Origin of the sequence: Paenibacillus oralis (assembly GCF_003863965.1) — a bacterium.
Lineage (GTDB): Bacteria > Bacillota > Bacilli > Paenibacillales > Paenibacillaceae > Fontibacillus > Fontibacillus oralis.
The window spans coordinates 4,866,381-4,890,391 of the sequence record NZ_RRCN01000001.1; the positions used below are offsets into that span (position 1 = coordinate 4,866,381).

Below are 24,011 nucleotides of genomic sequence, written 5' to 3' on the forward strand. Positions count from 1 at the left end.
GGGAGATTGGAATAATGTCTGGAGAGCATCTTCATAAGGAACGGCCGCAAGGCAGAAGCAGGGCTGATCTGCAAGCCGACTGCGAGCATTGCTTTGGCCTGTGTTGCGTGGCGCTGCCTTATGCGGCTTCGGTGGATTTTGCGGCCGATAAAGCGGCGGGGGTGCCCTGCTCCAATCTGCGGGACGATTTCCGCTGCGGCGTCCATGACAGCCTGCGGCAGCGGGGTTATCGGGGCTGCACGGTTTACGACTGCTTCGGGGCGGGGCAGAAAATATCGCAGGTAACCTTCGGCGGAATCAGCTGGCGGGAAGCCCCGGAGTCCGCGGCGCTGATGTATGAGCTGTTTCCGGTAATGTGGCAGCTTCACGAGCTGCTTTGGTATTTGGACGAAGCGTTGGCGCTGGAGCCGGCCGGTCCGCTTCATGAGCGGCTCCGTTTGGCTTTTGACGAAACGGAACGGCTCACCCGTTTGGGCCCGGCAGAACTCCAAAAAGCGGATGCGGCGGCACAGCGCGCGAAGGTGAATGCGCTGCTGCTGGAGACCAGTGAGCAGGTACGGAGCGCCGCGCTTCGCGAGCTTAAGAATACGGCGAGCCGCCGCCGCAAAACCTACGGGCGCGGCGCGGACCTGATCGGCGCCAAGCTCAAAGGCGCGGATCTGCGAGGGGCAAACCTCAGAGGGGCCTATCTGATCGCCGCCGATCTTAGGGATGCCGACCTTAGCATGGCCGATCTAATCGGGGCCGATTTGCGCGATGCCGATCTGCGCGGCGCGGACTTGTCGAGTTGCCTTTTTTTGACCCAAATGCAACTGAATGCGGCAAAGGGCGACGGGCGCACCAAGCTGCCGCCGAAATTCGTCCGTCCGGCCCATTGGAACGGGATCGGCGCATGAGCGATTACCTGGACCGGATCGAAAGCGTAAAGGCGTTTATGATGCAAAATTTAAGCGAAAAGCTGAACCTGGAGCAACTGGCCGAGGTATCCCATTTCTCCAAATATCACTTTTCGCGGGTGTTCGCCGCGGTGACGGGGGTGACGCCCATCGCTTATATGAACCGTCTGCGATTAAACCAAGCGCTGGCTTATTTGCTGGAAACCGATAATACGGTGCTGGAAATTTCCGCGTTGTGCGGGTTTGAATCGGCCTCGAATTTCAACGCCGCGTTCAAGAAGCATTTTGCCAAAACGCCAAGCGAGGTTCGCCGGGAGCGGCAAAAGGAGCGCAATTTTTCATCATCTTTGAGCAATAACCAGGAAGCTGAACCCGCTGCCTCCCTGTATGATTCAAATAGGAATCGTAATTTTTTGAGGAGGGTTTGGCAAATGAACGTAATAATGAAGGAATTGCCCGATTTTGAAGTGGCTTATGTGAGGCATGTAGGCAGTTATCTGGAGACGTATAAAGCTTGGGCGAAGCTGGGCGAGTGGGCGGGCCCAAACGGGCTGTTTCCGCCGGAGCAATCTTTTATCGGAATTTCACTGGACGATCCGGCTGCCACGGAAGAATTCGCCTGCCGTTACGATGCTTGCGTAACCGTGCCGGATACGCTGAACCGGGAGGACGCTCCGCCCGAAGTGCAGTTCAGGACGCTGCCTGGGGGACTCTATGCGATGTTTTATTTTTACGATACGCTGGATAAATTCGCGATTTTGTATCAAAGTATTTTTGGCGGGTGGCTGCCAAGCAGTGAATACGACCCGGACGACAGGGATTGTCTGGAATTCAGCATGAACAATCCCGCGGACGATCCCGAGGGCAAGGCGAAAATCGAATTGTACGTTCCGGTAAAGAGGAGGACTAGTTTTTGAAGTATACGCACATCTTGTTTGACGCGGATGAAACGCTGCTCGATTTCTCCAAGGCGGAAGCATTTGCGTTAAGCGAAGCGTTAAAGCATGAAGGGATAACTTGCACCGACGAAGTGGCTCAGGCGTATAAGACGATTAATAAACAGCTTTGGACCGAATACGAACAGGGGAAAATCAGCCAGGACAAGCTTAGAACGGAGCGGTTTGAACGTCTGTTCCGCGAACTGGACCTTGCCGTTGGCTGCGGAGTTAGCCCGTTTAGCAGCCTGTACACGCAGTTTCTGGGGAAAGCTTCATTTTTGGTGGAAGGCGCCGCTCCGGTCTGCCGGGATTTGATCGATTCGGGCCTCCGTTTGGCGATCATCACGAACGGCATCAAAGAAGTGCAAATGAGCCGGATCCAAGGCTCGGAGCTGGCCGGCTGCTTTGAAGCGATTATCGTCTCCGAGGAAACGGGCTACCATAAGCCGCAGCGGGGCATTTTTGATTATGCGTTCGACAAACTGCGGCTTACGGACAAAACCCGGGTGTTGATGGTCGGCGATTCGTTAAGCTCGGATATCAAGGGCGGTTCCGATTACGGGATCGATACCTGCTGGTTTAATCCGCAGCAGCAGCCAAATGCTTCCGGCGTCCGGCCAACCTATGAGATACACCGCCTGGAGCAAATTCACGAGCTTGTTGCGGGGGAGTAAGACAGTTGGGGCAACGCAAATAATGAATTCCAAATGACCGGTCTGTCCGCTTTCCTGCGGGCAGGCCGGTTGTTTTTTTAGAGAGTTGCTCCTCTTGGCGGGTTCAGATGCAAAAGTACATCTTATTTTCAAAATATTCGCTTATTTGAACCCATGAGATGTAAAAGTGCAGCTGTTTGAAGGTGATATGGTAAAAACTAGTAGATTATTCGAAAATGAACTGCACTTTTACACTTCATCAACCTGGGCGGGGGATTTTGGTCAAATCCAACTGCACTTTTGCATTTCGTGCGATTTCGGAGGGAGCACGCCTGAAAGGTATTTAGAAAGATACCGAGAATATAGTTATTCAGTAAACCTTTAGATGGAGGGTGATCCAAGGATGAATGTTGTTGGGCCAAGCTTTGGTGTGTTCGGGATTTTACCTGTATTGATGCTGCTGGTGTATATTGTAGTTGTTTGTTTAGGGATCTATGCCCTTGTCTTGTTCATCAAACTCGCTCGCCGGGGAATCGAGGCGTTGGATATTTACCTGTACGAAAAGCGGGGAAAGTAATCGCCGTTAAAATCGAGGATAGAGGAGGGACCGCCCTATGGATGTCAGCATATCGGAAATTTTGCCCGAACATAAAGAACTTTTTTTGAACCTTTATAACTTGTACTTGTATGATTTATCCGAATATACGGGCGAGGACCCGGCGGAGGACGGGAGATTCGATACGTCGAACAATGATTTGTATTTGGAGCGAAAAGAATTGTTCCCCTACTTTATACACTATTCCGGCAAGATGGTTGGTTTTGTCCTCGTCTGTGCGCCGCCGTTTGTCCCTGACGGGATCGATTACACGGTGCAGGAGTTGTTTTTGCTGAAAAAATACCGGGGCCGGCAGGTGGCGCAAACGGCGGTGGCGGAAGTTATGGGGCGGTTGTCGGGACGGGTGAGGGTGGAGCAGCTTAAGAACAATGCCGCAGCCGTAGCGTTTTGGCGGAGTTTTTACAAGCGGCATTCAATCATTTATACGGAAACCGCCGAAAGCGTGGAAATCGAAGGCCTGCCCGGAGTTCACGAACTGCTGGCCCAGACGTTTGCGTTGAGTTCAAACTCCTTTAAATAGCGTATAATTATTGGGAACGTGCTACATCCGTTCAAATCAAAGTGGAGCCAAACGGAGTTGAATATGAACCTATCAAAACAACAGATCAGTCTTAGCTTTTACGATGAAAAATACCTTGAGGCGCTAGAACGCTTCGAGCTTCCCGAAAATCAGGCCGAATTTACCGCCCTGCCCTCTGAGGCGCTGGACATGTCCGTAAACGACCCTGACCGCTATCCGGTAGTTATTTTGGCGGGCGGGACAACGCTGGCCGGATTTTTCGTGCTGCATCGGAATTCCGATTTCGTCCCTCTGGTCGGAAATCCCCGGGCGCTGGTGCTGCGCGCATTATCAGTCGATTTCAAGCACCAGGGAAAAGGATACGCCAAAGCGGCAATGCTGCAGTTGCCTTTGTTCGTGCGGGAGCATTTTCCCGAAGCGGATGAGATTGTATTGGCCGTCAACCATCGAAACTACGCCGCGCAAAAGCTTTACTCTAAAGTAGGCTTTGAAGATCGCGGTTTAACCAAAATGGGACCCAAAGGACTGCAGCATATTTATCATTACCGGGTTACATTAATGGAGGATTAAACAAATGATTACATATCGAGAAATCAGGGAAGAGGACGCCGAGCGGCATTTGAACTTATGTTTGAAGTTGGATCAGGAAACGAAATTTATGCTGTTGGAACCGGGAGAACGCAAAACGTCCGCCGAGGCGCACCAAGAACGGATTCGTTCGATTATCGAATCGCCCAATTCCACGATGATCTTGGCTGAAGAGAACGGTGAGTTGGTCGGGTATCTTGCGGTGAATGGAGGAGGCGCCAACAAGATAAAACACCTAGGTCATATCGTGATCGGCATTTTGAAGGACTACAAGGGAAAAGGCGTTGGAACTGCTCTTTTTCAAGCCGCCGAGGCTTGGCGGACTCATTCCGCCTCCGGCATCACCAAGTTCGAACTTACGGTCATGGTACCGAATGAGACTGCCATTGCGCTGTATAAAAAAATGGGGTTTGAAATTGAAGGGACGAAAAAGAATTCCATTTGGATGGACGGCAAATACGTCGACGAGTATTATATGGGCAAGACGTTTTAGCTGATTCCCCGGAAGGAGGCTCCCATGATTCAATGTCCGTGGTGTGGAGAGCGGGTGGTACTGATTGACGATGTTTGCCCGGAATGTAAGCATGAAGTGCTGCCTGAGAAACACCAACGAGAAACATAAGGACAAATAAGGGCGTTATTCCGGTGATACTCCCTATTCCAAGCGAAATAGAGGAAATTTATGTCGCTATTTTCCCCGATCGCAAGAAAATGCCCGCATTCTGGACTATTCCTAGGAAAATAAGGACAAAAAATGCCGCTAATTGGGATGAACAGGCCTGGCTCCGGAAAATAAGTCCATAAAGTGCCGCTAATTTGAAGGCAGATGGTTGGTCGTTCAGGTAGCCAACGGTTTTCGTTCCAGTAGCCTATGATTCATCGTTCCAGGAGCCTATGATTGATCCTTCCAGTAGCCGGCGGTCAAATACCGATTTCTAGGTTGCTCATAAATCCGAGGAAAGTTGGCCTGTTTAATGAAACGAACGGATGTTGTGTACCTGCTGATCACAAACGAGGCGAAGACGCAGGTTCTGATGGTGAAAAATGAAAATGAAACCTGGACCCTGCCGGGAGGTACGGTGGAAGCGGGTGAAACGCTCCAGGTGGCGGCGGTCCGGGAAGCGAAGGAAGAAACCGGGCTGGATGTTGACGTGTTTGGCGTTGTCGCGGTCAATGAATTCGTGCATACGGAAAAAATGGAGCATGTCGTGCTGCTGACCTTCCGCGCTGAAATTAAGGGCGGCACTCAGGAAATTACCCGGCCGGAGGAAATATTGGACATCGCCTGGGTCGACGTGAAGCAGGCGGATGAGCTGATGCCTTATTATCCGGAAGGAATCAGCTCCATTGTCGCCAAAGGCGTGGAGGTTGTTTATTTTGATGAGGGCAAAATTTAAGCAGCCCCGATATGAGAAAAAAGGCCTGCCGGGATGGTCATCACGCCATCGCCGGGAGGCCTTTTTCAGTCCTAGTGCTCCAATGAAGTTTCTTTACGCCGGCCGATCCGCAGCCCGATGACCAGGAACAGCAGCGCGATGAATAGCGGATACAGCATCGCCCAGCCGGTGAACGGAAAGACGACGGCCGTAGCGATAAAGGAAATCCAGCTGATGATAACGCCGCTGCGGCTTCCCTTGAGAAGTTTGATGCCGGCCGCACACCCGCCCATATACGTCAAAATAAACGTGGCGTTCGGGAACTGGATCAGCGTGGCCAAAGAAAGCGCGCCGCTGCCGTAAAGCAGGATCACCACCGCAAAGCAGAAGGTGAGGAAGATCAGCGCTCCAACCGGCGTATGAAACCGGGGCGAAAGGCCGCGCCACCATTTGGGCGCGTTCCCTTCCCGCGCCATCGCGTAAGCGACACGGGCGGCCGCGCCGGTGTATGCGATCATGCCGGCCATGCAAATGAACAACCCGGTCACCCCGGCGACAATTCCGCCCCAAGCGCCAAGCGGCTGGCTGATGATCCACACCATCGAGGAATCCGAACCGCCCTTTAAATAGCTTTGTGTGCCGACCGTGGCCAGCGCGGACAGGAAGTACAAAATCCCCACGATGATCGCGGCGGCGGTCACGCCTTTGATCGCCGCTTTTTGCGGATCCTTAAACTCCTCGGACATATGCGACACCGCTTCCCAGCCGATAAAACACCAGAACAGCATGGAAGCCGCTTGACCGACGCTAAGCCAGCCATGCGGCAAAAACGGGGTAAAGTGGGCGCTTTCTATCTGCGGCATCGCCGCCGCAAAAGAAAATACCAGCACGGCCGCGATCGCGATCACGACGGCGATTTGGATTTTGCCGGCAAGCTGCATGCCGATCCAGTTGGTGAGCAGCGCTGCGGCCAGCATGGCCGCGGCTACGGCGATTTTGGCCCCTTCGCCCCAGCCCAGCGCGGCGGTCAGATAGCCGGCTCCGGTCAGGGCGGCCACGGGCGCTCCGATCGGCACCGACATCAGAAAAAACCAGCCGACCAGCGTCCCGGCCCGCTTGCCGTAAGCGAGCGTAACGAAGTGGGAGACGCCTCCGGCGTTCGGATATTTGGCGGACAGCAAGCCCATGGACAAAGCCATCGGCAGAATCAGCAAGACCATGAAGCCCCAGGCCAGCAGCGAGGCCGGTCCGGCCAGCTCGGCCGCCAGTCCGGGAACGATCAGCACGCCCGAGCCCAGCACGGAGCCGATATAAAGGGCGATGGCCTGCGGCAGGCCGATGCCCTGCTTGAGTTTTGGTGAGTTTGCGTTTTCGTGCATTGAAGTCATCCTGCTTTCCTTGCGTTTTTATCTAGCGTATCAGATAATCGATTCATAGGAAAAACAGAATTATTGAATTTTATCTATTCGATTTTTCGATGGAAGGAGATTTGAGCGATGGAATCCCGCCATTTATTTACGTTTTTGACCGTGGTGGAAGCCGGCAGTTTTACCCGCGCCGCGCAAAAGCTGGACTATGCGCAATCCAGCATTACGGCGCAAATCCAGGCGCTGGAGTCCGAACTGGGCCTGCCTTTGTTCGACCGGATCGGCAAAAAAATCATCCTGACCGATGCCGGGCGCCGGCTGCTGCCGTATGCGCAGGAGATCGCCAAAATCCACTCCATGGCCAAGGACGCTCTGCATGCGGAGGCGGAGGTGTCCGGTTCCCTGAAAATCGGTGCACCCGAATCGCTGGCCGCTTTTCGCTTGCCGGAGATTATTCGCGATTTCCGCCTCCGGTACCCGGAGGTGCAGATCGTTTTGCAGCCGGGACAATGCATGGAATTAAGGGAGCGGGTGCGCTCGGGTGAACTCGATGTCGCTTTTCTGCTGCAGCCGGAGGTGGAGGACCGGGACCTGCATATCGAGACGCTTGTCCAGGAGCCGATGGCCCTGGTGGCGCCGGCCGATCATCCTTTGCAAACGAAGAAGGAGGTCCAGCCTGCGGACCTGAAAGATCAAACGATTTTGCATACCGAAAGCGGCTGCTCCTATCGGACGTTGTTTGAGCATTATTTGAACAGCCATGGCGTTTTTCCCGACCCGAACCTCGAGTTTTGGAGCATTGAAGCGATCAAGCAGTGCGTCATTTCCGGCCTGGGTTTGTCGTTCCTGCCGCTGATTGCCGTCCGCGGCGAGCTGCGTGAGGGAAAACTGGTCAAGCTGAACTGGGACGACGAATCGCAGCGCGTGGCCACACAGCTAGCCTATCATCAAAAAAAGTGGAGGTCCCCGGCGCTTGCGGAGTTTTTGGATTTAATCCAGTCGTACGCAAAGCGGTGGCGGAGCGAGGGAGAAAAGGACGTCAAGACGGCAAAAAGAGGCGCGTAACATTTCGGGTCCGGCCACTAACATACTTTTACCGCAATACGCAAATACTTCCAGTGATCCTTAAGTCAGATGCTGGAGGGAGTTATCATGGCAAAAACGGGTGAAGTTAAGGCCGGCATATCGACCTTTCATTTAACGATGATGGCGCTTGGCACGGTGGTCGGAGGTTCTTTTTTCCTCGGTTCGGGGGTGGGAATCAAAGCGGCGGGGCCTTCAATTCTCATTGCTTATATCATCGGCGGTGCATTGGTTTATATTATTTTGTATGCTTTATCGGAAATGACGGTAGCCGATCCGGTCTCCGGTTCTTTCCGGACCTATGCCGAAAGAAGTTTCGGGGCGGGGGCCGGGTTTGTCACCGGCTGGGTGTACTGGATCGGGTTGATTTTTGCGATGTCCAGCGAATCGATCGCGGCTTCAACGTTCCTGCGGGTGTGGTTTCCCAATCTTTCCCCGGGATTTACCGGGACGGTGATCATTGTTGCCGTTACGCTGCTCAATTTGTTGGGCGCCAAATATTTAAGCAAGCTGGAAAGCGGGCTGGCGGCGATCAAGCTGATCGCCATTGCCGGCTTTATCGCAATCGGCCTCGCGATCATAGCGGGCCTGATGCCCGGCACTCCCGCCGTCGGGGCCGGCGAGTTGCGCTCCGAACCGTGGCTTCCCGGAGGGATCGCGGGAATCGCCGGCAGTATGCTCACGGTCATTCTGACCTATGCCGGTTTTGAAGTGATTGGGCTGGCCGCCTCAGAGGTGCGCAATCCGCGAGAAACGATCCCGCGCGCCATTAACCTGACATTGATCAGCCTGATCGGGCTTTACGTCGCGGCGATCGCGGTGATTTTGCCGCTGTTTCCGACCGGGGGGATCCTCGCCGACGAAAGCCCGCTCGTGCTTGCCTTGACCCGCTGGGGAATGGGCTGGGCCAGCACGCTGATGAATATCGTCATGATCACCGCGATTTTGTCCACCATGCTGGCCGCGATGTTCGGGCTTGGCCGGATGATTCGGTCCCTGGCGGCGGAGGGACACGCTCCAAATTGGTTAAAAGACAAAACGGATGTTCCTTACCGGGGGATTCTGTTTTCGGGTGCGGCCATGCTGGCCGGTTTAGGTCTCGGCTACCTGCTGCCGCAGCAGGTTTATTTGTTCCTGCTCAGCCTGGGGGGATTTTCGCTCCTGTTTTCCTATTTCGTGATCCTTGCTTCCCACTATAAGTGGCGCCGGCACACCCCTTGTTCCCCGGAGGCCGCCTGCCAGCTTCCCGGATATCCCTATACTTCCTGGGCGGGGCTGATCGCCATGATCGCGATTATCGTCAGCATGCCGTTTATTCCCGGACAAGGCACGGGCCTCGTCATAGGCCTCGTCCTGGTTGCTTTGCTCTCGGGAACGTATTACCTGAAAAGGAGACTTGCGGGACGGCGTGCACTGGGCTTGAGGAAATACACGGGCAACGCCCCGGATCGAGCAGGCCGAATTCGTATGCCGCTGGCGCAAATGGAAGCCGCCGAAGAAGTCGTAAACCCGGCTCAGCCTTTCGGCAAACATCCGGATGAACCGAAGTAACCGCCCGCCTAAACCGTCAGTTTCCAATGTATAGCAACAATCTCATAGAACAATGCAGCTGCAAATGATATAGTAGGTGTCGTACTATGGCTTTGCAGCTTTTTTTTGACCAAGGAAGGGGTCCTACATATGGAGGCGATGAGTCTTCAGACATTGGTATGGTTGTTTATCGTCGCTTTTGTCATTCATGATTTGGAAGAAATTATTTGGGTGGAGCCGTGGATGAAAAGAAATGCACGCCAGGTTGCCCCTTTGATTCCAGCCGGCATTAGGCCGACGTTCGAAAAAATGTCGCGGTTGACCAGCAGCCAATTTGCCGTGGCGGTCCTTATGGAATTCATCATCTTTATTCCCTTTACGTACATGGCTGCGGAGAAGGGCCGCTTTTTTATGTTTTTGGCGTTTAACACCCTATTCTTATTACATGTGTTTACGCATCTCGGACAGTCCCTTTATTTGAAAAGATACACGCCAGGCGTCGTAACCGCGGTGCTGGTCGTGCTTCCCTATACCATTTATCTCTTTTCTCGGCTGCTCGCCGAAAAATGGGTAACCTGGGGGGAGATTTTGTTAAGCGTCCCCGTCGGGTTCATCCTGGCCCCATGCGTTCTGCTTGGGCATGAGTTAGGAAGAAGGATAGTGAAATAGAAGAAGTCCATGAGGAGGCCTTTTAAAAAATGCAGGATATTATCAAACAAATTCCCTTATACCGATTTTTAATGTACTGTCAGGAAACGGAAATGCCAAGACGAATACTGGATTGCGGGGCAGGCGGCGATATGCCGCCCTTAAGTTTGTTCCGCTCCTATGGCTACGAGACTTACGGCATAGATGCTGACCCGAAGCAATGCGAAATTGCCGGCGAATACGCCAAACAAAGAGGGCTGGAGTTGAACATCCGCCAGGGGGATATGAGACGGTTGGATTTTGCGGATGCTTCGATGGGGTTCGTTTATTCCTATAACACGATTTTTCATATGCGAAAAAAGGATGTCGAACAAGCTTTGAAGGAAATGAAGCGGGTGTTGATGCCCGGGGGCCTTATGTTCGTTAACTTTCTCACAACGAATGATTTCCGCTGCGGTCAAGGTCCTCATCTGGGAAATCATCAATATGAGCAATTTGACGATGACTTGCCAGTGATTCATTCCTATTACGATCCGCAGGAACCCGACAGTTTGTTTCATGATATGGAAATTTTATACAAAGAAGACAGAGTGCTTGAACGCATTTATGAAGGTGAAAAAATCAGGCAAGGTTTCGTTGATTACATTGTGAGAATGTTTAATTGATTTCATCGGTTTGGGGTAGCGTTTACCTTAGGCGGCAGTGTATCATAGTTTTGTAAACATATGTTGAGGCGTAAGGAGCAACGACCCGGCTGGAGATAGGCTTATCTATTGGCTGGGTCAAGTTATTTACAGAGAAAGGATTGAAGCAGATGGAGGCATTGCAGATCCGTCCGGCACGGCTTAACGACATCGACGGGATTCGCGAGGTTGCGGTCGAAACGTGGAACAGCACTTATGAAACGATTTATCCGGAGCATTTTATCGCCACTTTTCTGAATCACGCCTATTCGAAAAGCAGCCTGGAGCACAGCATCACCCGGGATGAAGCGGACCCGGCCCGAAAGTTTTTGGTTGCTGAGCTGGATGGAGAAATTGTCGGATTCGGGCAATTGGGCGATCCCGTGAACGGGGAAAGCGAGCTGACCCGATTGTATATTTTGAAAGAACATCAAAGGAAAGGAATCGGCAAGGCGTTGCTTGGTGAATTGATCCGTCTCAATGCTTCCCTCAAAGACATATTTGCTTGGTGCGAACGGGAAAATGGAATCGGCACTTTATTTTATAAATCAAACGGGTTTGAATTTACCGAAGAAAGCGAAAAAGTGGAATTCGGTTACCGCATGACGTTGGCCAAATACGTTAAGAAAATTTGATGATGACCAAGCGGAAAACGATGCTTTTTCTCATTTTGTCGCAGATCGTATACGTGTTGTTTTTGGCCGTTTGGCTCGTCGTGCTGGGCATTTCCGCGTTTCTGTTCGATTCGCCCGGCTCGGCTGGCGACAGGGGAATGAGGCTCTTTTTATATTACCTTGAAGCCTATCCTGGCGGACTGCTGCTTGCCCTTATATTCAGCTGGTATTTTTTCGCCAAAGGCAAAGGGAAGCGCTCGGTTTGGTGGAATATGCTTCCCCTGCTGTGGGTGATCCCTTATATTGGAATTATGATCTACGCCAAATTTTCTCAATGATCGGGAAGGAAGAAGGTTTGGAGGATGCCGCATATTCACGGAAACCGGATCACGTTAAGGGAGTACCGGATAGAGGACCTGCCTTATATTCGGCAATGGGTGAACGATGAGGAAATTACCGGCACGCTGAGCGGTATTTTTACGTTTCCGCACACGCTTCATGAGAGCGAGTCTTTCCTCAAAATGACGATGGAAGGGAAGACCGGGAGCAAAGGCTTTATCATTGCGGAAAAAAATACGCTGGAGTACATCGGTCAAATCGATCTGCATAAAATCGACTGGCAAAACCGTTCGGCCGTGCTTGGCATCGTCATCGGACGCAAGGAACTGCTTGGACAAGGGTATGGCCGGGAAGCAATCGAACTGATGAAACGGTTCGTGTTCGAACGGCTGAACCTGAACCGGCTGGAGCTGGAGGTTCTTGATTTTAACGAACGGGCTTACCGTTGTTATCTTAGCTGCGGCTTTAAGGAAGAAGGGCGGCTAAGGCAAAAAGAGTTCAAAAATGGGGGATACCGCGATTTGATCATCATGAGCGTGCTGGCGGAAGAACAATAGGAAACTAGAGAATGACGACACGGAGAGAGTTCCGGTCGTCATTTTTTTTTAAGAGGCTAAGGGACACCAGAGGCGTTATTTTCGAAAAAACGGGGGTTTGCAAAATGTAACGGACACAGAAGCCCTTATTTACCTCAAATCGTGCTGGATAAACTGGTTTAGAGCGAAATAGGGTCGCCTCTGTCCGTTAGACTGGGAAATACCCGGGAAATGGGCGGATAAGGTCGCTGGTGTCCGTTAGAACCTCCCGCGCATCCAAGGTATGGGATTGCACGGCGAAGGACCTCGCCAGCGGCGATGTTTTCTTAACCGAAAAATAAGCCCCTGATACGAAATCTGAAACCTTACCCTTGCCCCGGCCCCTGTTTACAATAGAAACAGGGAGTTGGAAGTGCTTACATAATTAGCTTATGGACAGCTTGGAGGTCAGAGGAATGGATATAGGGCAGATGACGGAAACGGCGGCCGCTCCGGAAAGAAAGACGCCGCCACCGGTATGGAGCAAACGTTTCAAGCGCCTGTACGCGCAAAGGCATATTCAAATCATGGCCCTGCTTGGCGTCGCCTGGATGATCGTCTTTAACTACGTGCCGATGTACGGCATCATCATTGCCTTTAAGGAGTACAACATCGTCAAATCGATCGCCGAGGCGCCGTGGGTGGGCTTTGACCATTTTAAGGAGTTTTTTCAGGACGACAATTTTGTCAATGTGATGAAAAATACGCTGGGCATCAGCTTGATCAAGCTGGTCGTCGGTTTTCCGCTGCCGATCATTTTTGCGCTGTTTCTGAACGAGATGCGTTCGGTCCGGTTCAAAAAGGCGGTGCAAACAATCTCGTATCTGCCGCACTTTTTGTCCTGGGTCGTCCTCGGCGGGATTTTGACCACCTGGCTGTCGGACGTCGGGATCATCAACGATGTTTTGCTGGCTTTGCACCTGATACAAGAGCCGATCTCGTATCTGGCCGAGCCGAATTATTTCTGGGGCATCGTCATCGCTTCGGATGTCTGGAAGGAGCTGGGCTGGTCCGCGATCATTTATTTGGCCGCCATCACGAGCATATCGCCCGAAATGTACGAGGCGGCCACAATCGACGGAGCCGGGAGATTTCAGAAAATGTGGTATATCACCCTGCCTTCCATCAAGGCGACGATTTCGATTTTGTTCATTCTTGCGGTGGGCGGCGTGCTGAACTCCAACTTCGATCAAATCCTGGTGCTGCGCAACGCGCTGAACGAAAGCGCCAGCAACGTCATCGACATCTACGTTTACCAAACCGGGATGTTGTCCGGGCGTTATTCCTATTCGACGGCGGTGGGCCTGTTCAAGTCGGTGATCGCGCTGATTCTGCTGCTGCTGGCTAACCGGGTGACGAAGAAGCTGAACGATACGTCCCTGTTTTAGCCGGTGAGACCAAGTCCAATTCATGAAGGAGCCCAGAGAACATGCTTACCTTAAAAAGAAGAACCCGAGGAGAAGCGATCTTCGACCTGCTCAACAATCTCGGAATGCTGCTGATCTGCTTTGTGACGCTTTATCCGGTCTGGTACGTGCTCGTCAATTCCCTCAACGAGGGGATGGACGGGATGCGCGGCGGGATCTATTGGTGGCCGCGGGTGTTCAGCTTCGAGAACTACGGCGCCGTGTTCCAAAGCTCCGGCATCATGCTGGCGATGGGCATCACCGTGGCCAAAACGCTCATCGGGACGCTGCTGCACGTGCTGTTCACGGCCATGGTGGCGTACGCTTTCTCCAGGAAGGATTTGATCGGCGGAAAATTTTATATCCTGCTCGGAACGGTCACGATGTTTTTCGGCGGCGGATTGATCCCGACTTACCTGCTGATGAGGGATTTGCACCTGTTGGATAATTTCCTGATCTACATCATCCCCGCGATGTTCAGCTTTTTCGATCTGATCATCTTCATGACCTTTTTCCGCGAAATCCCGGACGGGCTTGAAGAAGCGGCGAAAATCGACGGCGCCAACGACTGGGCGATCTTCCTCCGCGTGGTGCTTCCGGTATCGATGCCGGTGGTGGCGACGATCGCGTTATTCCATGGCGTATATCAATGGAACGACTATTTTACCGGGGTCATTTACCTCAACAATATGGACCTGCAGCCAATCCAAACCTACTTGTACCGGGTCGTGGCCCAGTCCAGCTCCAACCAGATGGCGGCCCAAGTTCCGGGAGGCATTTCCAAGACGGTCACCTCGCAGTCGATCAAGCTGGCAACGATGGTGGTCACGACGCTGCCGATCGTGTTCGTCTACCCGTTCCTGCAGCGTTATTTCGTCAAAGGCATGATGATCGGCTCGATCAAGGGATAACACGATTTGCCTAATAAGCAAGATAGCTGCTCTTGCCTATCCCGGCGAGGGTTCTATATAATCATATTTCTATACAAGAAAAGGGGAAAAACACATGAGCAAGATGCTTAAGCCAAAGAGCCTTCTGCTGTTAATGTTCGCGCTGATTGTGGCTTTTACGACGGCATGCTCGTCCGGCGGCGCTAACAACGCACCCGCGAAGGGAGGGGAAGAGCAGCCCGCGGCGGAGGAAGTGAAGCTGACCCGGGACGATCCGGGCTGGAAGGTGGATACATCGCCGATTACGTTCGACTGGTACATCAACTTTGCCTGGTTCCCGAACAAATGGGGTGAGGATATTACCTCCCAATACGTAACGGAGAAAACCGGCGTGAACCTCAACTTAATCGTGCCTGCCGGCAACGAGACCGAAAAAATGAACGCGATGATCGCCTCGGGTTCGCTGCCGGATTTCATTACGATCGCCTGGAGCGAGGACGCGGTCAAAAAAATGATCGAAGGCGGCCTGGTGCTGCCGCTGAACGAACTGGCGGACCAATACGATCCGTATTTCTATAAAGCGACCGACCCGGCCAAGGTGTCGTGGTATACCCAGGAGGACGGCAACGTCTACGGCTATCCGAATGCGTCCTCTTCTCCGAAGGATTACGAGAAATTCGGCGACAATTTCACGTCCACCCAGACGTTCCTCGTGCGCAAGGATATGTACGAAGCGCTTGGCAAGCCGGATATGCGTACGCCTGAAGGTTTCTTGAAAGCGCTTGAAGACGCAAAAAAAATGTTCCCTGACGTGAATGGGCAGCCGCTGATTCCGTTCGGCATGCACGATTTCCACGAGAAAGGCAACTACTCGCTCGAGGCCTACATCCAGAACTTCCTGGCGATTCCGTGGGAGAAGGACGGCAAGCTGTACGACCGCACCACCGATCCGGAATACGTCAAGTGGCTGAAGACGCTGCGTCAGGCCAATGAGAAAGGGCTGCTGTCCAAAGACATCTTCGTGGATAAACGTCCGCAGATGGAAGAGAAGATTGCGCAGGGCCGCTACTTCGCGATGTTGTATCAGCGCAATGACATGGCCAACCAGCAAAACGTGCTGTACGCGAACGATCCGAACTCCATCTACATTGCGGTTGACGGACCGGCGAACGCAGCTCTGGATCAACCGACGCTGTCCGGACCGTCCATTTCCGGCTGGACGGTGACGCTGATCTCCAAGAACGTCAAAGACAAAGCGCGGGCAATCCGCTTCCTGAGCTATATGATTTCCGAGGAAGGACAACGCGACACGTACCTGGGCAAGCAAGGCGTCACCTGGGACACGATTGACGGCAAAGACCAGTTCCTTCCTGAAGTTGCGGAGCTGTTGAACAGCGACCGCGGCGCGTTCGACAAAAAGTACGGCGCGTCCCATACCTTCTGGATGCTGATGGATACGAACACGACCATGGCTTGGGCGCCTCCGGCCGTCGAACCGTTCAAGCAGACGGAAGATTGGACCCGCGGCAAGTCGCATAGCTTCTCGCAATTCGACCAAATCGATCCGCAGGGCAACTCCGAGGAAGGCGTGATGAATACGAAAATTTTGCAGGAGTGGGGCAAAGTGGCGCCTAAGCTGCTGTTGGCCAAATCCGATGCCGAGTTCGATCAAGTCTGGGACGGTTACTTGAAGAAACGCGATGAGCTCGGATATGCCAAGGTGTGGGAATACAAGCAGAAGAAATACGAGGAGAACATGGCGAAGCTCGCCGAGTTCATTAAATAAACCATAATTCATGAGGACAAAACTGGGGTTCCTTGCGGCGGCTTGCCTGCCCGCGAGGTTCCCCTTTGTCCGCATTCCCGGGAGAAATCGCAGCGATGAAACGATGGATTCAGTCAACCGCGGATCATTGTCTATATTGGCTTGGACGCAGATCGATGCAAAGCCGTCTTGTGACGGCGTATATCGTTATTTTTTTTATTCCGAGTATTATTGTATCGAACTATCTGTTTAACCAGATTCATCAAAACTACACCGCCGATGCGCTTAAGAAAAGCCAATTCACGATCGAACTGGAAAGCATCCAAATCCAAAAGCAGATCGAGGCGATGGAGCTGGCGGCCCAAATCTCCATATCCCATCAGGATTTGATGAATTATTTGACCCTGGACCGGGAGCCGGAGACCAGCGAGCTGATCGACTGGAATATGGGGAAGTTCGCCGATTTCAGTCTGATTCAACTGAGCACGCCGCAAATTGTTCACTGGCGGATGTTCACGAACAACCCGCTGATCCATGAAATTTGGCCAACCGTGTTCCGGGAGAGCCGGATCGCCGCTGAGCCGTGGTACCCTGAGGTCAATGAACTGGATGGCGGTCAACTGTGGGTGCTGCAGCAGACCGACCGCGACATCATGAAAAGGTACACGGCCGAACCTGCGGAGAACCAGCCCAAAATTTCGCTGTTTCAAGAGATCAACTCGGGCGGAGCGCATGTCGGAATCATCGGGGTGGAAATGCTGCTGAAGGATTTTTCGCCCAGGGTGTATACGGGTATTGCGGACCATGAATCCCAGATGGCGTTGCTTGATGCTCATGGCGCGATGTATATGGATCGCGGGCAACCTGTGCTCGGCGGCAGCGGAATCATGCAGCAAAAGGTGCGGCAACTGCTCCGGGAACAGCGCGCGGACGGCGCCTTTCAAACCCAATTTGAACTGGAGGGGGCGAGGTTTTTGCTCATTTCCGCCCCCATCGAACGGATTGGCGCCCGCCTGCTGTACGTGGTGTCCCTTGAAGGCGTACTCGACGACATCCTGCGCTCCAAGCAGCAAATCATGGCCGCCAATATCCTGTTGATCGTGCTTTTGTCGATCATTACCTTTTTTCTGAACTCGATCATTCTGAAAAATCTGCGGCGTTTGACCGAAGCGACGAAAAAAATGCGCAAAGGCGATTTTCATATCGATATCCCGCGCATCAAGGGGGGAGGGGAAATCGGGGAGCTGGCGCATCATTTCAATAAGCTGATCCAAAAAATCAACGAGCTGATTGCCCAGGGAATCCGCAAACAGGCGACGACCAAAGAAGCCGAGCTGAGGACGCTGCACAGCCAGATCGATTCGCACTTCTTATATAACACGCTGGAGAACATCAAAATGATGGCTGAAATCGAGGGACAACGCGCCATTTCCGACGCGCTGACCTCCCTGGGCGGCATGATGCGCTATAACTTTAAGTGGTCGGGGGAGTACGTCAAGCTGGGCGATGAAATCCGCCATATCGAAAACTATTTGGAGGTCATGAACATCCGGTTTGACGAGCCGATTGCGCTGATCTTGGATATTAGCGACGGTGATCTGGAGCTGGAGGTGCTGAAAATGTCGCTGCAGCCGCTCGTGGAAAACGCGGTGAAGCATGCCTGGCCGGGGGAGGCCGAGGGAAGGCGGGAGATTCGGATCAGCGCCGCCGCTTTGGAAGAAGACCGGATTCAGATTGCCGTAATGGATAACGGCTGCGGGATCGAAACCGGACCGCTCGCCACATTAAATGCGGAATTGGCTGCGGTTGGGGTTAAAGAGAAGCTTCCGGGGGCTTTCGAGCCGGGATTCAAACCCCGCGGCATTGGACTGCGGAACGTCCAGGAGCGGGTGAAACTGTTTTTCGGCGCGGCTCAGGGGCTGGAGGTATTCAGTGAACCCGGGCGTTATACCCGGATCGTGATGACGATTCCGCGGATGTTATTGACAGGAGGGATGGGTGAACGTGCGAACACTCTTGATCGTAGATGATGAGAAAAATATCCGGTTGGGGTTAAAAACGATGATTGAGCGCGAGTTTCCAGGCCGGTACCGGCTGATCACTGCGGGCCAGGGCGGGGAAGCGCTGGAGCTTTACCGCTCCGAAGGGGCCGATATTGTCATCACGGACATCCGGATGCCGCGGATGGACGGGATTGCCTTGATCGGCAAATTGGCCACGGAACCCCTGGCCGCGGGGCAACCTGAACCTATGGTCATCATTCTAAGCGGTTATGAGGATTTCGAATATGCCAAAGCGGCGATCCAATATCAGGTGAAGGACTACTTGCTTAAACCGATCCGCCGGGATGAGCTGTTTGCGGCTTTGCGGAAATGCGAAGCGCATTTGGACCAGTTTTCCCGAATGGAGGAGCAGATGGCGATCTCGGAGATGTACCGTGCCGAACTGCAGTCGAGAAAATTGCAGGAACTGCTGCAGGTTGGGGAAATAAGCGGGGAGGACGCCCGGAAGCTGGGGCAGGAAATCGGGATTGACCGTTACGCCGTGCCGTTTTCGGTGGCGGTACTAATGTACAAGTACGATGACGGACGGTGCATGAACAAGGAGGAGTTGAAATCGTTGGCGGAGCACATGCTGCTAAGCGTGAACGGCCGCCTGAACGCCGCGGTGTTCGACCGCGAAGGCCGGGTCGTACTGATCGGGGGGCCGCAAGCCAAGTTTGCCGAGCTGTCGCGGCTTGCCGCGGAGAAAGACCTGGAAGGCCTGCTGATGGGCGTCAGCCGGGAAGGCCGCCTTCCGGAGGATATCCCCCGCTGTTATGCGGAGGCCAAAAGGTCGCTGAAGCACACGTTTATCTATCCGGGAACGAGCTTGATTTGGTACAGTGAGCTGCATGACCGCAAACGTGTTTTTCCCGTACCGGAGGAGGAACTCCGCAAGCTGGGCAACATCCTCGGCACTAAGCGGGAAAAGGAAATCGGGGCGCTGCTTCGCGGGATCTTCCATGTCGGTGAACTGCCGGATGTCGATATTTCCTACCTGGAAACGGTTGGCCGGCGCATGAACGAACAGGTGCTGGACGAGGTGTTCCGGTTGTACGGCGAAGCTTCGGTGGAGGTGCTGAAGCTGTACCGTCAGGTGGGGACGATGAACAATTTCCGCCATTTTCATGACTATTTTCGCGCCCTTGAGCAGCTGCTGCTGAATTTGGACGACTACATCGGGGGCATCCGCTCCGCCCACAGCGAGCACGGGGACATGAAGGATGCCGTCGCCTACATCGAAGAGAACTATCACCGGCCGCTCAACATGGCGATGGTCAGCAACCATGTCTCGCTGAACTACTCATATTTTAGCGAGGCCTTTAAGGCTTACACCGGAGAAAGCTTTGTGCTGTACTTAAAAAAGGTGCGCATCCGCAAAGCGAAGCAGTTGATCGGCGCCGGGAGCCTGAAATTGTTCGAGGTCGGAGCGGCGGTCGGCTTCGAAAATACGAAGCAATTTTCCCGCGTCTTTAAGGAGCTGGAAGGGATTTCGCCGGTGGAATACCGCGACAAGGTGTTTGCCAGCCAAAGATAAAATGACCTTGGTCAATGTTACTGTGCCGTTCCCTCGAGCAGCTTCTTCAATTTGGTTTCCGTGGCCGTGCCTTCAATCGGTGTATAAATGCTGCAGCGCAAATCGCTCTCTCCCTGCACCTGCAGTGAGGTAAGGTTAAACAGCATTTTTCCGGCTTTGGCGTGGCGGAATTCGATCAGGACTTCGGGAGCGGCCTTGACTTCGCTTTGCTCCCATAAATCATGAAAATCGGGGTAGCTTCGCGTCATTTCCTCGATAAACCCGGCATACCACGGATCGGCCACGTATTGGCCGTAATACGCGCGAAAAATCGCCAAAAATCCTTTCACGAAATGCGGCCAGTTGACCGCCAGGCTGCGCAGTTCTTTTTTGGCGAACACGAGGTAGATCAGATTCCGTTCTTCGCCTTTAAGATGCTCGAAGTCGACAAACACATGGGACGCGGCGGCGTTCCAGCCGACGATATGGCAATGGCGATCGGAAATGATCGTGGGGCAAAACTTCAGCTCCTGCAGGATTTTATGCAGCGAAGGGCTGATCGCGGTTTTTGGCTCCTGAGTGAAGTAAGGGTGCAAGCCGCTGTCCATCGCCAGATCAAACAAGTATTTGCGTTCATCGGCATTCAGCTTGAGCGCGCCGGCAATGGCGTCCAGGACCGAAGCGGACACCTTGATATCCCGGCCCTGTTCCAGCCAGGTATACCAGGTCGTGCTGACTCCGGCCAATTGGGCAACCTCTTCCCGCCGCAGTCCCGGCGTCCGGCGGCGTCCGCCCGATGGCAGTCCGACCGCCTGCGGATTCAGCTTGGCCCGCCGGGTTTTTAAAAATTCGGAGAGCGCTTTAAGCCTTGGTTCCGTACTCATGGGGACACTCCTTTGATGGTCACTTATTGTATTACCTATTATACTAGGATAACTAAAAACTTGTAATAGGATAATGAACGGATAAAATAGGGGACAACAGGTGTTTTTGCGAAGGAGGATTTTGGTATGGAACGGGTTGTTATTACCGGTATGGGTATTTTGTCTCCGCTCGGCAACGATGTGGATACGTTTTGGAACGGACTAAAGGAAGGGAAATCGGGAATTTCCCGGATCGATCGTTTTGATGCGTCGGGATTCGGCGCCCAAATCGCCGGCCAGGTGCGGGATTTCGATGCGGAGGGGCTGTTTGGCCGGAAGGAAGCGCGCAAGATGGACCGCTTTTGCCAATATGCGATGTTTGCCGCCGAACAGGCGATGCAGGATGCAGGGCTGCAGCCGGAACGGCTTGACCGGGAACGGTTTGGCGTTTACGTCGGCTCGGGGATCGGCGGGATTGAGACGCTGGCCGAAAACTTGAGGGTCCTGGATGGCCGGGGCCCGGGCCGGGTGAGTCCGAGCCTTGTCCCGATGATGATTACGAATATGGCCGCGGCGCAAATCAGCATCCGCTACGGCGCGCTTGGGCCTACGCTGTCGCCGGTGACGGCCTGTTCGATCGGTAATACGGCGATCGGCGAAGCGTTCCGGCTGATTAAGAGCGGCGAGGCGGATGTGATGATCGCCGGCGGAACGGAGGCGGCGATTCATCCTTTGGCTCTGGCCAGTTTCGGCAATGCCACAGCGCTGTCGAAGCGGGGTGGCGAGCCGGAGCAGGCCAGCCGCCCGTTTGACGCGGGCCGCGACGGCTTTGTGATGAGCGAAGGCGCCGGCATCGTCATCCTGGAATCGCTGGGACACGCGCTGCGCAGAGGTGCCCGGATTCATGGCGAGGTGATCGGGTACGGGGCCAGCTCGGACGCCTTTCACGTGGTCGCCTCCCATCCGGAAGGGGAAGGCGCGGCCCAGGCGATGAAGCGGGCGCTCCAGTCCGCCGGAGTGTCTCCGGAGCAGGTGGACGTGATCAGCGCCCATGCCACAAGCACGGAGGTGGGCGACCGCGGGGAAACCCTGGGGATCAAAAAAGCGTTTGGCGAGCGCGCCTATCAAATTCCGATCACAGCGAACAAATCGATGATCGGCCATATGTTTGGCGCGGCGGGCGGCGCGGAAGCGATCGCTTTGATGCAGACGCTGAACGAAGGGGTGATTCCGCCGACGATCAACCTGACGCATCCCGATCCCGAATGCGATCTGGATTACGTGCCGAACGCAGCGCGCAAGGCCGACCTGGACATCGGCTTGTCCAACTCGTTTGGGTTCGGCGGACATAACGCCGTCATTGTGCTGCGGAAATATCACGATTGATTTCATTAAACTTTAAACTGATTTTCATCTTGCTTTAAGTTAAGCCTTGTAATATAAAGACACCCCCTTAAAACATAGATAGATGCAGAGACCCTGGCTGTATAGCAGGGTCTCTGTTGGTTTTACATACATATGTGATTGATCGTATGTTCTCTGGGGTCAACCTAGACATCTGTGCTCGACAGCCGGCTGCCGGAACGATGAAACGTAGGCTACGTGAACGACCAACCGTCGGTCATCAGAATAGCGGCACTTTATGACTTTGGCTCTGAGGTGGCTGTCTATAGCGCTCGTGTCTTGGTGTATTGGTGTCCCTGCATGCTGCCTTGCACGATTATCCCATTCGTTCAGGGGGGCAGGGGGCTAGTGTACGGCATAAAGAAAAAAAGAGATAAGAAAAAAATGAGGCGGTTCAGGTAAGATTTTCGGCTTGATAGAAGAACGTTTGTTTGGTAAAATAAATTTAAGCGAACGTATGTGCTTATATTCTTGATTCGGGAGGCGAGCGGATATGGAAGTCAATAAGGGAACGGAACTTCAACCATTCAGCAGCCGTTATAACAGCGAGCAGGCCTGCATGGAGGCGCTGATCGCGATGAAGTGGCGAAGCGGCTTCGTCTGCCCGCGCTGCGCTCACACCCGGTGCAGTCGTCTGACTTCCCGGCATATCCTCTTGTTCGAGTGCGGAAAGTGCAAGCATCAAACGTCGCCTTTGGTCGGCACGATTTTCGAAGGAACACATCTGCCCCTGCTCAAGTGGTTCGAGGCCTTAGAGTTGTTCCTGCTCCCGGACGGCATCTCGGCGAGGCGACTGAGCCAGGTGATCGAGGTCACCTACAAAACCGCCTGGTTGATGCTGCACAAAATACGCCATGCCGCCGGGGAGTTCGATGCCCGGGAACTGCTCTGCGGAGACGTGAAGGTGAACAGCGATCAGTATGGGCGTAACCCTTCCCGGTGTCAGTTTTCGCATCCGTATGCCTCAGCGGTCGTAGCGGGGTGCACAGTTACAGAGTCGGGCGAGCCAGAGCAGGTCAAAATCCGGCTGGTACCGCACAAGAGAGGAGACGGACAAAGGGCAAACCGTCACGAACTCGTCGCGTTCATCAACGCGCATGTGGATGTCCGTACATCGGCGGTACAGTCGTTCCCCCTAGCCTATCGGCTGTATGTACCATTGCGGAAAGTGGTAAGAGAGGCGTGGGAATCGCTGAAGAGTACGTATATAGCCTTGGGGCTGAAGCATCTGCAGGCGTACCTAAGCGAGTACACCGTACGCCGCTCGCTGCGCCGGCTCGGAGCGGAAGAAACGATGCGGCGGAAGTTACTGCAGATGTGTGTGGCAATTCCGGCGATCTCTTACCGCCGGCTGATCGCACGCCAACCGAACCAGCCCCTTGCGGCTGCGGCCTGATAGAAATGCTTGAACGGTACAGACGTTGCTGCAAACGGATTCAGTTGCAGCAAGATCACGATCTTTTCATTTTTCCCGGTATCTTGCCCCCATCCCTCCGGTTAGGTCTGCTTCCCTTCTCCTAAACAGATCTGCTTCTCTACTTCCTGATCAAACGGGATAATCGTGCAAAGCGTCCGGCCAGCGGATGTTGATCCTGCCGACCAACCCACAGGCCTTCCCTGTCCTGTCAAGCACTGATTATTAGGTTGAGTCCTTAATGTTTTGCACTGTTTTATTTTTCGAAGGCGGCAACCTTCCAGA

Annotated in this window: 24 protein-coding genes; 22 read left to right on the top strand and 2 right to left on the bottom strand. The window is 53.6% G+C overall.

From position 1 onward, the window contains the following. The first annotated feature begins 14 nt into the window (after nucleotides 1-14). The 8 genes from EHV15_RS21695 to EHV15_RS21725 all read left to right on the top strand — a co-directional run bounded on the left by EHV15_RS21695 (nucleotide 15) and on the right by EHV15_RS21725 (nucleotide 5,608). Entirely contained in the window at nucleotides 15-896 is an 882-nt protein-coding gene (locus tag EHV15_RS21695; protein ID WP_128633045.1) for a pentapeptide repeat-containing protein, read from the top strand. Beyond that, nucleotides 893-1,813: an AraC family transcriptional regulator gene (locus EHV15_RS21700; protein WP_128633046.1), complete on the top strand. Its 921-nt coding sequence runs from the start codon at nucleotides 893-895 to the stop codon at nucleotides 1,811-1,813. The genes EHV15_RS21695 and EHV15_RS21700 overlap by 4 nt, the downstream gene beginning before the upstream one ends. Further along, entirely contained in the window at nucleotides 1,810-2,508 is a 699-nt protein-coding gene (locus EHV15_RS21705) for a YjjG family noncanonical pyrimidine nucleotidase (RefSeq protein WP_128633047.1), read from the top strand. Before EHV15_RS21700 ends, EHV15_RS21705 begins: the two co-directional genes overlap by 4 nt. Before the next feature lie 382 nt (nucleotides 2,509-2,890). Then, nucleotides 2,891-3,064, top strand: a complete 174-nt coding sequence (locus EHV15_RS36625; RefSeq protein ID WP_178075927.1) for a hypothetical protein — start codon at nucleotides 2,891-2,893, stop codon at nucleotides 3,062-3,064. Between the two features lie 37 nt (nucleotides 3,065-3,101). After that, nucleotides 3,102-3,623, top strand: a complete 522-nt coding sequence (locus tag EHV15_RS21710; RefSeq protein WP_128633048.1) for a GNAT family N-acetyltransferase — start codon at nucleotides 3,102-3,104, stop codon at nucleotides 3,621-3,623. Between the two features lie 63 nt (nucleotides 3,624-3,686). Further along, nucleotides 3,687-4,193 (top strand): GNAT family N-acetyltransferase, encoded by a 507-nt coding sequence (locus EHV15_RS21715; RefSeq protein WP_128633049.1) that lies wholly within the window; start codon nucleotides 3,687-3,689, stop codon nucleotides 4,191-4,193. A 4-nt stretch (nucleotides 4,194-4,197) separates the two neighbouring features. After that, nucleotides 4,198-4,704, top strand: a complete 507-nt coding sequence (locus EHV15_RS21720) for a GNAT family N-acetyltransferase (RefSeq protein ID WP_128633050.1) — start codon at nucleotides 4,198-4,200, stop codon at nucleotides 4,702-4,704. Nucleotides 4,705-5,185: 481 nt separating this feature from the next. Then, nucleotides 5,186-5,608 carry an NUDIX hydrolase gene (locus tag EHV15_RS21725; protein WP_128633051.1) on the top strand — a complete coding sequence of 141 codons (423 nt, stop codon included), beginning with the start codon at nucleotides 5,186-5,188 and terminating at the stop codon, nucleotides 5,606-5,608. 71 nt (nucleotides 5,609-5,679) lie between these two features. Here EHV15_RS21725 and EHV15_RS21730 read toward each other — a convergent pair whose 3' ends face one another. Next, entirely contained in the window at nucleotides 5,680-6,975 is a 1,296-nt protein-coding gene (locus EHV15_RS21730; RefSeq protein ID WP_425464442.1) for an APC family permease, read from the bottom strand. A 108-nt stretch (nucleotides 6,976-7,083) separates the two neighbouring features. Here EHV15_RS21730 and EHV15_RS21735 point away from each other — a divergent pair, with 108 nt between their 5' ends. The 12 genes from EHV15_RS21735 to EHV15_RS21790 all read left to right on the top strand — a co-directional run bounded on the left by EHV15_RS21735 (nucleotide 7,084) and on the right by EHV15_RS21790 (nucleotide 20,066). Further along, a complete protein-coding gene (locus tag EHV15_RS21735; protein WP_128633053.1) occupies nucleotides 7,084-8,019 on the top strand; it encodes a LysR family transcriptional regulator in 936 nt (311 codons plus the stop codon). Nucleotides 8,020-8,106: 87 nt separating this feature from the next. After that, nucleotides 8,107-9,588, top strand: coding sequence for an amino acid permease (locus EHV15_RS21740; protein ID WP_128633054.1), 1,482 nt, complete (start codon nucleotides 8,107-8,109; stop codon nucleotides 9,586-9,588). Between the two features lie 129 nt (nucleotides 9,589-9,717). Next, entirely contained in the window at nucleotides 9,718-10,236 is a 519-nt protein-coding gene (locus EHV15_RS21745; RefSeq protein ID WP_128633055.1) for an HXXEE domain-containing protein, read from the top strand. A gap of 71 nt (nucleotides 10,237-10,307) precedes the next feature. Continuing rightward, complete coding sequence (locus tag EHV15_RS21750) at nucleotides 10,308-10,880, top strand: class I SAM-dependent methyltransferase (RefSeq protein ID WP_281281726.1); 573 nt, start codon at nucleotides 10,308-10,310, stop codon at nucleotides 10,878-10,880. A 149-nt stretch (nucleotides 10,881-11,029) separates the two neighbouring features. Further along, complete coding sequence (locus EHV15_RS21755) at nucleotides 11,030-11,533, top strand: GNAT family N-acetyltransferase (RefSeq protein WP_128633057.1); 504 nt, start codon at nucleotides 11,030-11,032, stop codon at nucleotides 11,531-11,533. Next, nucleotides 11,533-11,850, top strand: a complete 318-nt coding sequence (locus tag EHV15_RS21760; protein WP_128633058.1) for a hypothetical protein — start codon at nucleotides 11,533-11,535, stop codon at nucleotides 11,848-11,850. The genes EHV15_RS21755 and EHV15_RS21760 overlap by 1 nt, the downstream gene beginning before the upstream one ends. Nucleotides 11,851-11,874: 24 nt before the next feature. Then, nucleotides 11,875-12,408: a GNAT family N-acetyltransferase gene (locus EHV15_RS21765; RefSeq protein ID WP_128633059.1), complete on the top strand. Its 534-nt coding sequence runs from the start codon at nucleotides 11,875-11,877 to the stop codon at nucleotides 12,406-12,408. Between the two features lie 449 nt (nucleotides 12,409-12,857). Continuing rightward, nucleotides 12,858-13,814 carry an ABC transporter permease gene (locus EHV15_RS21770; RefSeq protein ID WP_425464485.1) on the top strand — a complete coding sequence of 319 codons (957 nt, stop codon included), beginning with the start codon at nucleotides 12,858-12,860 and terminating at the stop codon, nucleotides 13,812-13,814. Nucleotides 13,815-13,855: 41 nt separating this feature from the next. Continuing rightward, entirely contained in the window at nucleotides 13,856-14,743 is an 888-nt protein-coding gene (locus EHV15_RS21775; protein WP_128633061.1) for a carbohydrate ABC transporter permease, read from the top strand. A 94-nt stretch (nucleotides 14,744-14,837) separates the two neighbouring features. Then, nucleotides 14,838-16,508, top strand: coding sequence for an extracellular solute-binding protein (locus EHV15_RS21780; RefSeq protein ID WP_178075928.1), 1,671 nt, complete (start codon nucleotides 14,838-14,840; stop codon nucleotides 16,506-16,508). Between the two features lie 95 nt (nucleotides 16,509-16,603). Then, on the top strand, nucleotides 16,604-18,517 hold the full coding sequence (locus tag EHV15_RS21785) for a sensor histidine kinase (RefSeq protein WP_128633062.1): 1,914 nt from the start codon (nucleotides 16,604-16,606) through the stop codon (nucleotides 18,515-18,517). After that, complete coding sequence (locus EHV15_RS21790; protein WP_342774031.1) at nucleotides 18,486-20,066, top strand: response regulator; 1,581 nt, start codon at nucleotides 18,486-18,488, stop codon at nucleotides 20,064-20,066. Before EHV15_RS21785 ends, EHV15_RS21790 begins: the two co-directional genes overlap by 32 nt. Nucleotides 20,067-20,083: 17 nt before the next feature. On the opposite strand, the gene EHV15_RS21795 is transcribed toward EHV15_RS21790, so the two are convergent. Next, nucleotides 20,084-20,929: a helix-turn-helix transcriptional regulator gene (locus EHV15_RS21795; RefSeq protein WP_128633064.1), complete on the bottom strand. Its 846-nt coding sequence runs from the start codon at nucleotides 20,927-20,929 to the stop codon at nucleotides 20,084-20,086. Between the two features lie 126 nt (nucleotides 20,930-21,055). On the opposite strand from EHV15_RS21795, the gene fabF reads away from it, so the two are divergent. Together fabF and EHV15_RS21805 are read left to right on the top strand one after the other, a co-directional pair. Continuing rightward, nucleotides 21,056-22,294, top strand: coding sequence for a beta-ketoacyl-ACP synthase II (fabF, locus tag EHV15_RS21800; protein WP_128633065.1), 1,239 nt, complete (start codon nucleotides 21,056-21,058; stop codon nucleotides 22,292-22,294). 511 nt (nucleotides 22,295-22,805) lie between these two features. Continuing rightward, a complete protein-coding gene (locus tag EHV15_RS21805) occupies nucleotides 22,806-23,708 on the top strand; it encodes a transposase (protein WP_128633066.1) in 903 nt (300 codons plus the stop codon). The last annotated feature ends 303 nt before the right edge of the window (nucleotides 23,709-24,011 follow it).